General features: G+C 31.7%; 13 protein-coding genes. 1 reads left to right on the top strand and 12 read right to left on the bottom strand.

The genetic code is table 11. The features are described 5' to 3' along the window. Positions 1-194: 194 nt before the first annotated feature. The 12 genes from WA340_RS05745 to WA340_RS05690 form a co-directional block, all read right to left on the bottom strand. Positions 195-380, bottom strand: a complete 186-nt coding sequence (locus WA340_RS05745) for a hypothetical protein (protein ID WP_299036134.1) — start codon at positions 378-380, stop codon at positions 195-197. Positions 381-703: 323 nt separating this feature from the next. Beyond that, positions 704-2071 carry a S41 family peptidase gene (locus WA340_RS05740; protein ID WP_336127812.1) on the bottom strand — a complete coding sequence of 456 codons (1368 nt, stop codon included), beginning with the start codon at positions 2069-2071 and terminating at the stop codon, positions 704-706. Between the two features lie 169 nt (positions 2072-2240). Next, positions 2241-3035: a cation transporter gene (locus tag WA340_RS05735; RefSeq protein WP_336127811.1), complete on the bottom strand. Its 795-nt coding sequence runs from the start codon at positions 3033-3035 to the stop codon at positions 2241-2243. Between the two features lie 177 nt (positions 3036-3212). Beyond that, positions 3213-3548 carry a hypothetical protein gene (locus tag WA340_RS05730; RefSeq protein WP_336127809.1) on the bottom strand — a complete coding sequence of 112 codons (336 nt, stop codon included), beginning with the start codon at positions 3546-3548 and terminating at the stop codon, positions 3213-3215. Positions 3549-3683: 135 nt separating this feature from the next. After that, the gene (locus tag WA340_RS05725) at positions 3684-3842 is read right to left on the bottom strand and encodes a barstar family protein (RefSeq protein WP_336127808.1); all 159 of its coding nucleotides are present in this window, start codon (positions 3840-3842) and stop codon (positions 3684-3686) included. Positions 3843-3988: 146 nt separating this feature from the next. Then, a complete protein-coding gene (locus WA340_RS05720; protein ID WP_336127807.1) occupies positions 3989-4714 on the bottom strand; it encodes a hypothetical protein in 726 nt (241 codons plus the stop codon). 103 nt (positions 4715-4817) lie between these two features. Next, entirely contained in the window at positions 4818-5411 is a 594-nt protein-coding gene (locus tag WA340_RS05715) for a hypothetical protein (RefSeq protein WP_272973353.1), read from the bottom strand. Between the two features lie 146 nt (positions 5412-5557). After that, positions 5558-6064: a hypothetical protein gene (locus tag WA340_RS05710; protein WP_226696981.1), complete on the bottom strand. Its 507-nt coding sequence runs from the start codon at positions 6062-6064 to the stop codon at positions 5558-5560. Positions 6065-6221: 157 nt separating this feature from the next. Next, complete coding sequence (locus WA340_RS05705; RefSeq protein WP_336127805.1) at positions 6222-6743, bottom strand: hypothetical protein; 522 nt, start codon at positions 6741-6743, stop codon at positions 6222-6224. 164 nt (positions 6744-6907) lie between these two features. Beyond that, entirely contained in the window at positions 6908-7666 is a 759-nt protein-coding gene (locus WA340_RS05700) for an adenylate/guanylate cyclase domain-containing protein (RefSeq protein ID WP_336127804.1), read from the bottom strand. After that, positions 7659-8138 carry a Pycsar system effector family protein gene (locus WA340_RS05695; protein ID WP_336127803.1) on the bottom strand — a complete coding sequence of 160 codons (480 nt, stop codon included), beginning with the start codon at positions 8136-8138 and terminating at the stop codon, positions 7659-7661. Before WA340_RS05695 ends, WA340_RS05700 begins: the two co-directional genes overlap by 8 nt. Before the next feature lie 156 nt (positions 8139-8294). Beyond that, the gene (locus tag WA340_RS05690) at positions 8295-8939 is read right to left on the bottom strand and encodes a hypothetical protein (protein ID WP_336127801.1); all 645 of its coding nucleotides are present in this window, start codon (positions 8937-8939) and stop codon (positions 8295-8297) included. A 169-nt stretch (positions 8940-9108) separates the two neighbouring features. On the opposite strand from WA340_RS05690, the gene WA340_RS05685 reads away from it, so the two are divergent. Continuing rightward, positions 9109-9435 carry a hypothetical protein gene (locus tag WA340_RS05685; protein ID WP_336127800.1) on the top strand — a complete coding sequence of 109 codons (327 nt, stop codon included), beginning with the start codon at positions 9109-9111 and terminating at the stop codon, positions 9433-9435. Positions 9436-9526: the final 91 nt, after the last annotated feature.

The raw sequence follows: 9526 nt of genomic DNA, 5'->3' as shown, positions 1-9526 counted from the left end.
GGTACGATTTTCCGATTAAGACTGAAAGATAGAAAATTGCAATGAATTTCCGTAGGAAATTCAGCCGCAATTGAATTTATACATTGTTGGTTACAGTTATATTTCAGTTTTCTGCTACTCAATTCCACGTTTTATTCCGCAATTTTGGAATTCGATAGAGTAGAAGTAATCAATTCACGTTTTTTAAACTCCAATTAGTTATTTTCTTTTTTCTTTATATCTCTTATAGTTAACAACATTGCTGCAATCAGCAGTATATTTGAAATAATTCCAGTAAAAGGACCTTTTTTAAGGTTGTCAAAATCTAATTCAGCAATATTTAATATCATAAGAATGATACTTGCAATAAGTACGAAATAAACTACATAAATTCTTTTCATTTCCTTTGCTTTTATTTCTTTTTTAAACTCAGTTTTCGTTATACTTTTTGCGCAAAGTTCCGCTGTTTTTAAAGTTCAGAATTCACACAATTTTCACACTTAGTTTTTAATTCCGCTATTGTAACCAACGGTCTTGTATATGGCTCGTAGCGTGCAAATTAGAAAATTATTTTCCGATTAAGCACAAGCCAAATTTTTAAATTTTATTATTTGTCTTTTTTATTGGAAATCGTCAAATTTAAAAATTTGGCGACTTTCCAAGTATGCCTTAAGTTCGTTTAAGCAACTGATTAGCTATGAGCTATATACGTTGTTGCCACCAGTTATTTTTCGTTCAAATATTCAATCGCTTTATTTAAAACAGGGTCATTATTTTCCATATAATCCTTCAAAGTCGTTTTCACTTCAATATCTGGTTTAATTCCAAAACCTACAAATTCTCTTCCGTCCGGATAAGTGTCTTTTTTTGTACAAACACGACCAAAACCGCCATTTGGTAAATCAAATATCATCGGTTGTCCTGTGCTTCCAAAAGTTGGCTCTCCGATTTTAGTTATATTTTCTTGATTGTCAGCATAGATTAGAAAATCCTCCGCAGCCGAAGCAGTATTATGTCCAATTAAGATTACTGTTGGTAGTTCTATTCTTGTAATATCTAAATTTGATGTGGAATAAGGCTCGTAAGGAAAGTTATAATAAAATTCATCTTGGTAACTCAAATAGGATTGCTTTTGCCAATCGCCACGCAATGTGTCTTGTACTTTTGTATATTTTCCCCAAGCTTTATAGGTTGGTATGTGTAACCTACTTTTTGATTTTGAACTATACAGAATAGTGTCATTGGTCAAGTATTTTATAATCTCACGTCCAATATTACCTTCGCCACCTCCATTTTTTCTTAAGTCAATTATCAGTTTTTTTGCTTTTTGGATTTCTTGAAATTTTTCTGAAAACAAATCCATTATTTCCCAACTCGAAAATGAATTTAAAGCGATATAGGCAATCTCATCATTTATCCATTTAAATTCAAAAAGTTCATTTTTTTCTTCGGGATAAAGTTCTTGCTCGGCACTTTCTTTATGTGTTAGATTGATTGTTTTAATCCTGCCATTTGGTAATCTTAATTCAAGTTGAAATTTTGAACCTATGAAACCTTCGAGCATATACTTTATTGATAAATCATTTAAAATGTGTTGAGTAGATGATGATATATAAGGTTTGACGTTTTGATTTACATATTCTTTTGTGGGTATTCCATTGACTTTTATTATTTCTGTTCCAATTGGTAATTCGCTTAATTTACTTTTATTGACTTTCGTAATTATCGCTTTACCATCAATGTTAGATAGGATAAATTTGAATTCTCCAAAATCAGTATTCAAAATCTTATCTTGAATTTCCTTTGGAAACCAAACGTTTGTGTGTCCATCGTTTAGAGTTGCACAAAATTTTTGCAATAATCTATAATACTCGTAATCGTTCGCTGTATTTTGGACTTCGGTAATAAGCTTTTTGTATTGATTATTCCATTCCGTTTTATCAACTTTATTTAGATAAACAAAATTGTAATTTACTTCCTGCCAAAATTTTGACAATCCGTAAATTTTTTCAGCGTTTGTTAATTCATTCGGAATTTGTCCGTAAATCAGATTTGAGATGAAAATCAGAATTATTACAAAAGTTTTTTTCATTTACTGATGTTTGTTTTAATTGGTGGCAACGGTCTCGGCTATGAGTAGTTGCGTGGTTTAGCGGTTAACTTTGCAAGTACACACCAAACTGAAAATCCGCGAGGATTTTCAGACGTAGGCGAGAACAAGCAATTACTTATAGCCATTGTTGTGGTTAGTGTTTTTTTATTTATTTACTCAATTTTAAAATTCTAAAAGCACCTTGAATTACCAAAACAAAAACTATTGTTCCAATAATCAAATCAGGTTTGCTTGAACTCAACCAATTTACCAAAAGTCCAGCTGTTATTACTCCTAAATTTATAATCACATCGTTTGAAGTGAAAATCATACTTGCTTTCATATGTGCCTCTTCCTTACTTTTTGATTTTTGTAAAATGTAAAGACAAATTCCGTTTGCAATAAGTGCGAAAATTGAAACTATAATCATTGTCGAAAAGTTGGGTAATTTCTCGTCTCCGAAAAATCTCCTTAAAACTTCTACAAATCCAATAATTGCAAGTGTTATTTGAAAATATCCAGCAAGTTTGGCAATCCGTTTTTTCTTTATTACTGTTCCGCCAACAGCAAACAAGCTAATTCCGTAAACGAAACTGTCCGCAAGCATATCTAAACTGTCGGCAACCAATCCCATTGATTTTGAGATTATTCCTGTTGTTATTTCAATTATGAAAAACGCAAAATTTATGGCAAGTACAGACCAAAGTAGTTTTTTTTGGTTTGCATTTTCATTAAATTCTGTTTGGTCGGTTTGTTCAGTCGAGATTTTCTTTCCGCCTAAATTCAGTTCGATAACTGATTTTTCAATTTGGTCAGTTTCTCCGCTGTGAAAAACGGTCAGTTTTCGGTTAGGAATGTCAAAGTCTAAATTCGCAATACTTGAAATTCCGTCTAATTTCATTCGGATTAGATTTTCCTCTGAAGGACAGTCCATTTTAGTAATCTCAAATATTGTTTTATTCATTTAGTTTCTTGGTTTTTCGACATTAACCACAACGGTTTGGGCTATGGTTTCGTTGCGTGAAAATCCGCGAGGATTTTCCGCCGTAAACCGAAGATAGCAAATTTGCGAGGACTTTCCGATAGGAAAGTCAGAAGCAATGAACTATAGCCGGTGTTGTGTGTAGTTTTTTTATTCCGCTTATTGTTTTCCAAGGTTTTTCTTGATTCCGAGTTTTATTAAATTCAGAATTCCCAATGCTGGTAAATACATAAAAATTCCGACTATTAAATATGTATAAGTTGTTCCTGCAACAAAACTGTCAAATTTAAAGTCCGCTGAATTCCATAACCAAGTCAGAAGTATTAAAATCAGTCCGATTACTCCTTGAATTATTAAGGATTTATTAATTGTTTTTATCAGTCCGATAAAGTTGAAGGATTTCCAAAGTCCGTTTTTTCGAGCATTCCAAATTATTGGAAGTCCGAAAAATATTATTACTAATATTGTTACAATTTCTATATCAGGAACAATCATTTTTTAATCTACTGCAATTATTAAATTCGGTTTTTCTCCTTGCTCTATTTTTTTAAAATTGACAAAAGCTCCTCACTCTAAAATAGCATTTAATAATTCAGTTTTATTTTCTTTTAGAAACTTGCCATTCTCAATTTACAACAATGTTGGCTTTTCAGTCAATTCATCAACACAGTCAATCCAAGCATCCATATTTTCTCCGTAATAATCTGGAAAATTCAGTTTGGATTTAAATTCAGAGTGAAAAGAATTCCAATCAGTTAGTTTTTTACCATCGATTTTCAATGTTGTCATTTCGTTTTTCTCAAATTACACACAACGGTTTCGGCTATGATTTCGTTGCGGAAAAATCCGCAGGATTCTTTCCGCCGTAGCCGAAAGATAGCAAATTTGCGTTGAATTCCGATGAGGAATTCAACCGCAATGAATTATAGCCATTGTTACCCAACGTTTTTACTTCCCATTATTATTTCAACTGCTTTTACAGCTTCTTTCTGATACTTCGATTTGTTAGTCAAAATTTCATTCAGTTCACTTTCGGATTTGGATTGAAATTTTTCCACAAACTTTTCAGTTAGACTTTTTTCTTTTTGCCTTTCCAATTCTTGTTTTAAAGTCAATGCTTCTTTTGAGTCGGATTTGTTTATGTACTGAAACATTCTAAATCTATACCTTGTATTCTCCACTATTGGTTCGTCGTGCAGAAAGTCCACAATTAAGTTTGAAATATAATATCTATCTCCATTATTAAATTCCAAATCCCAGTATGCAAGGTCAGAGTTTATCATTTTCCAGCGCATTGCATTGTCAATCCGATTTTTGTAATAAATTCCTAAATGATAAATTGAAGATTTTATTTCTGTTATTTCGTATTGTTTTGATACTCCGTTTTTGATAATTCCGATGCTATTGTTTTTTGTATCAATCTTAATTTTCGTATTCTTATTTTCTTTGTAATAGTTAAAATAAATAATAAAATTCGGTAGATTATAGATTAAGAAAATCACCGACATTATTTTGACAAATAAAAAGTCTAAAACAAATTGCTCTCCTTTTTTTAGATAATAATAAATAGGCGTTATAATTATCAAACCAATAACAAAATAGATATTCTCCCTCAAGAGGATTTTCAGAAGTTTGTTGTTATGTTCAAAGGTTTTTTTCAAATGTTGGGTAACGTTAGCGTATAAATTTCAGTTGCGGAAAATCGGTACGATTTTCCGATTGAAACTGAAAGATAGAAAATTGCAATGAATTTCCGCAGGAAATTCAGCCGCAATTGAATTTATACATTGTTGGCATTAGTTTTTTATTTTTTCTTTCGTTCAAAGCAACTCCATTAACTCCTAATTCAAAGACCTCTTCTGTGTCTAAGTTAATTTTTATTTCCCAATGGTAACTGCATCCGTCCAATACCATTTCCTTTTCTTTTTTCCAATTTTCACTTTCGTCTTTGTAATATCCTCTGAGTCTATCGAAAATCGAATATCTGTTCCAATTGAAAGTTATATAAATGATTTTCTTTCCGCTACTGTCAATGTAACCGAAGTATTGTCTTCTGTATGATTTCAGTTTTTTGTGGATTACTGGACAATTGTCAACTTGGTTCGTTCTAGATTTATTCGCTTCTTTTAAATTTTGTTCGAGTATTCTCTCAGTTTTTTGAATGTCATCAATTGTCGGAGTGAATCTTTCTTTATCTTGAAGGCATAAAAAACAAGCACCATTTTCTTTAAATATAACTCCAGTTATTCGTCCTTTTTCAATTACTGTTGAGTACTCTGTCGGTTGTTCAACAATCTTAAATGTCGATGAACACGACACTAAAAAGATAAGAATTGATATGATTGTGAATTGTTTCATTTAAATTAATGCCAACGGTCTCGTATAACCGTCAGTTACGGATAAATATACGAAGTTTTTCGGTTTAGCACTGACGTTAGCAATTCCGAGTGTATTCGGACGTAGTCGAATCCGCCGTAATTGCGGTTATACATTGTTGTAGCCAGTTATTGTTCTCTATTAAGTGTCATTTCGAAAAACTGAATCCAAGAGTTTTCTCTCTTATATTCACCAGTTTCATACCATTGTCCTTTCTCATTTTGCCATATTCTAAATCGTATATTATCATTTGTATACCAGTATAGTTTGTTCTCGATAATTTCAGCTTTAAACTCTGCATTCATTCCGTTTGGTAAATATGAGCGAAATATATAATTGTCATTAGTTTTATCATACGTTAATATTGAAAGTGCATTGTGGACAATTTTCCCTTTCGATATTCCTTTTCCCTCAATAAGAACAGCAGTTGAGTCTAATTTAAATTCAATTCTATTTGTTTGTTCAAATTCTGATTTTCCATTTCGTTCCATCCTCCAACCAGTTCCTTTCCAGTTGCCAACCATAAAATCCAATTTTTTTATTTTAGCTTTATAAATTGAGTCAGTTTCAGAAGTTTGAGAAAATCCTAATGTCGAGATTAAAAGAGTAATTGTAATTGTCAGATAAAATTTCATATTGATTTTGTTTTAATTGGCTACAACGTTAGCGTATAAATTTCAGTTGCGGAAAATCGTACCGATTTTCCGATTGAGCTGAAAGATAGAAAATTGCAATGAATTTCCGCAGGAAATTCAGCCGCAATTGAATTTATACATTGTTGTGCATAGTTTTTTATTTTATTCGTAATGATTTTAAAAAATTCAGATAATCTTTTTTGTCAATTCCGTTTCTAATTTCTTCTCGAATTGTAGCGCTTATATTATATCCAATTTCTCCTTTATTATAAAATAGAAAATAAGAATATACTTGTCCATCTTTTGAGTTTACTTCAAAATCGTAGAATGTATTTCCATTTATATTTTCAGTTCCTTTTGATATTAATTCCACGTTTAATGTCTCCGATTTTAGCATACTTTCCAAATGTTGATTTCTCAAGTCTTTTGCGCTTAATTCTGATTGGTAATCGTCAATCATTATTGCGATGACACTTTTATCGATTGTTAAAGAATCATTCGAGTCATTTTTAAAAATTAGGTACTTGTCAATTTTTTCTGGTTTCCAATTTTTTGAAGGCAGGCATAGTTCAACCTTTTCGTCTGCGTAAAGATTTTCGCAATCCGAACTTATTTTATTCAGTTTATTTCCACAACTAAATAGAAATAGAATTGAAACTAAAAATAAAGTTTTATTCATTAAATTTGGGTTCGATTAAATTATGCACAACGGTCTCGGCTATGAGTAGTTGCGTGGTTTAGCACTAAACTTTGCAAGTACACACCAAGCTGAAAATCCGCGAGGATTTTCAGAAATAGGCAAGAACAAGCAATTACTTATAGCCATTGTTGTGGTTAGTTTTTTTATAGTTCAATCCAATGTGCGTCGAAATGCCACACATTATATTTTTTTCCAGATTGTGCATACACCCAAATCCAGTCTTCTATTTCTTTTTTTATAAAGAACTTGTTCCACGCATCATTTGCATTTTCTTTTATTTGGTCTCCAACCCAAATTTGGTTTGTACTAGAAGCGTGTTGAATTTTAGAAGCAATATTGGCTGTTGGTCCAACAGCTGTTAAAAAATTTCTTTTGTGTTTACTCTGACCAGTTGGTAAGCCAATGCGTGTTATTAGAATTTGTCCTAGGTCTATTCCAATTCTAGCTTTCACTTCGTCAATTCCCTTTTTTTTAAGATGAGGATTTATTAGGTGTTCTAATGCATAGAAAATTGTCATAGACGCTTGAAGTGCATTATTAGCTGAAGTCTCATCGTCGTCATCCGTTCCAATTAGAGCCATAATACCATCTCCTGTATTTTTTTCTATATAGCCATTGTAGTCATATATGATTTTCATAACTGTTGGAATTACACAGTTTAGCATATATAGAGTTTCCTTTAGTTTGTCAAAATCAGAAGAGCTAGTTCGTTTTGTGAAGCCTCTAATGTCAAAAAATAGACAAGCAGTTCGCATTTTTCTACCAGAACCTATCTTGATATCTTCCAATGCTGGCGTCACTCGACCATTGGTTACAGAATTCACTTTGTCATCCAGTCCGTCAATGTTGGATTTAAAATGGTCTTTAATTGAATTCCAATATTCTTTTCCCCAATCAGCCATTAGTGTTTAAAAGGTAAAGGGTTATTAAAGCAACCAAAGCAGGTATAAATACAATTATTGAAAGCCTTATGAAAAAATACTTCCTACTTAATAACTTACTTAAATTATAATTTTGGTTAGAGTATTTTTTTTCAATTTTCTCGCTATTTAATTCCTTAATTTCTGAATAATATTCACCAGAACTTTTATATTCTTTTACGTTTTCCCAAAAAATCAAACCCTTTTTCTTTTTGGGATTTCTAGGAAAAACTGTACAAACCGAAAATAAGCAAGTCAGAGATAATAATATGGTAGCTGTATAGAATAAAATATCTTCAATTAGAAGACAATGCTTGAAGTCTTTCAAGAAATCAAATAAAACAAACGATATTGCGATTAAAACACCAGCTTTTGCATCAGCTACAGTTACGTAATGATTGTAATAATCATTCACTTCTTTGCTAAATCCAAAATATTCTTTCTTGTTACTCATTTTGTTTAAATTAACCACAACGGTTTTGGCTATGATACGTTGCGGAAAAATCCGCAGGATTCTTTCCGCCATAGCCGAAAGATAGTAAATTGCAATGAAATTCCGATAGGAATTTCAGCCGCAATGAATTATAGCCATTGTTAGCTACTGTGCTTTTTACGTGTTATGGTTTATTTTTACTATCAATTTTCTATTCGGACAAAGTATGTAAAAGTCAATATTTCCAACTCCATAACGATGCATATAATATTCATACGCATAGTAATTCCCATTTTCATACAGTAAGTCCTCTAATTCAAATTCCAATTCGTCAAGAGTACTGTGAGCAAAGTCGAAAAACTTTTTCTCTTGTTTGTCAAATGGTGTTTTTTTCCAAAATTCAGGTTCCCAATGACTTCTTAATTCCGTCCGTGGATGTTCGGTAAAGAATTCATTTTTTGGTTTTTTAAAATATTCTGCTGTTTTGTCGTCAATTTTGTAAATCCAAATCGAATATCCATCTCCATTAAACGCTCTTTTGGTTTCGTATTCATAAATCAGTTCACCATCGTTAAATTCAAATCCAGTCAGTTCGATATTGTAGTTACGTTCTTCGGCTTTCTCAATTGGATTCCAAAATAGATTTGAACCTGGCAGTACTTTCCAATAAAAGCCTGGAATCAAAATCAGTATTAAAAGTATAGTCGAAAGTCGATAAAATTTCGGTTTGTTTTTTTGCTTTAAGGCTTTTAACATTTTCCACGCCAAAACAGGATAAATAAGAACTATGATTAAAGTTAAAAACAGAAAAAATAAAATCATCTATGAGGTTTGTTTCGGCATTGTAGCTAACGTATCTGTATAAAAATTGAAGCGTGTAAATATGCTCCACGCAAGAATGAGGGCAGCATATAACAAACAAACAAAAGCCTTAGAAAAATAGCCTAATAATAGCTTTTGTTTTTATACTTTGTTAGGCAACGTTTTTATTATGATTGACTGTATTATACACATAGAAAATGATGTTGAAATTTGGGATGAAAGCGTTTATGTAGAATGTAAACTACCTCAAGTACCAGCAATAGGTAGTATTTTACATTTACCTCGTGGAATGGAACGTGAACTTGAATTAAAAGCATTTCATAGACAAACAAATGAAAACTATTTCCCAAGATGGTATTATGGTGGTAATATGCCTGAAGATATTAAAGATATTGACGGTAGAAAACATAGAATTAGTTTCTCTGATGCAGTAAATGTAAAATACGTGAAATATGAACCAAACAATTGGAAGGTAAGAATAACGCTTGGTGATTAAATGTTGCCTAACGTTAGCGTATAAATTTCAGTTGCGGAAAATCGGTACGATTTTCCGATTAAGACTGAAAGATAGAAAATTGCAATGAATT

Origin of the sequence: Mesoflavibacter sp. CH_XMU1422-2, from assembly GCF_037029245.1 — a bacterium.
GTDB lineage: Bacteria > Bacteroidota > Bacteroidia > Flavobacteriales > Flavobacteriaceae > Mesoflavibacter > Mesoflavibacter zeaxanthinifaciens.
Note: the sequence above shows the minus strand (reverse complement) of the source record. Positions and strands in the feature narration are given on the sequence as shown.

Bases quoted from the DNA above. Each gene is read 5' to 3' on its own strand.
- WA340_RS05745 (WP_299036134.1), bottom strand. From the start codon at position 380: ATGAAAAGAATTTATGTAGTTTATTTCGTACTTATTGCAAGTATCATT.
- WA340_RS05740 (WP_336127812.1), bottom strand. From the start codon at position 2,071: ATGAAAAAAACTTTTGTAATAATTCTGATTTTCATCTCAAATCTGATT.
- WA340_RS05735 (WP_336127811.1), bottom strand. From the start codon at position 3,035: ATGAATAAAACAATATTTGAGATTACTAAAATGGACTGTCCTTCAGAG.
- WA340_RS05730 (WP_336127809.1), bottom strand. From the start codon at position 3,548: ATGATTGTTCCTGATATAGAAATTGTAACAATATTAGTAATAATATTT.
- WA340_RS05725 (WP_336127808.1), bottom strand. From the start codon at position 3,842: ATGACAACATTGAAAATCGATGGTAAAAAACTAACTGATTGGAATTCT.
- WA340_RS05715 (WP_272973353.1), bottom strand. From the start codon at position 5,411: ATGAAACAATTCACAATCATATCAATTCTTATCTTTTTAGTGTCGTGT.
- WA340_RS05710 (WP_226696981.1), bottom strand. From the start codon at position 6,064: ATGAAATTTTATCTGACAATTACAATTACTCTTTTAATCTCGACATTA.
- WA340_RS05705 (WP_336127805.1), bottom strand. From the start codon at position 6,743: ATGAATAAAACTTTATTTTTAGTTTCAATTCTATTTCTATTTAGTTGT.
- WA340_RS05700 (WP_336127804.1), bottom strand. From the start codon at position 7,666: ATGGCTGATTGGGGAAAAGAATATTGGAATTCAATTAAAGACCATTTT.
- WA340_RS05695 (WP_336127803.1), bottom strand. From the start codon at position 8,138: ATGAGTAACAAGAAAGAATATTTTGGATTTAGCAAAGAAGTGAATGAT.
- WA340_RS05690 (WP_336127801.1), bottom strand. From the start codon at position 8,939: ATGATTTTATTTTTTCTGTTTTTAACTTTAATCATAGTTCTTATTTAT.
- WA340_RS05685 (WP_336127800.1), top strand. From the start codon at position 9,109: ATGATTGACTGTATTATACACATAGAAAATGATGTTGAAATTTGGGAT.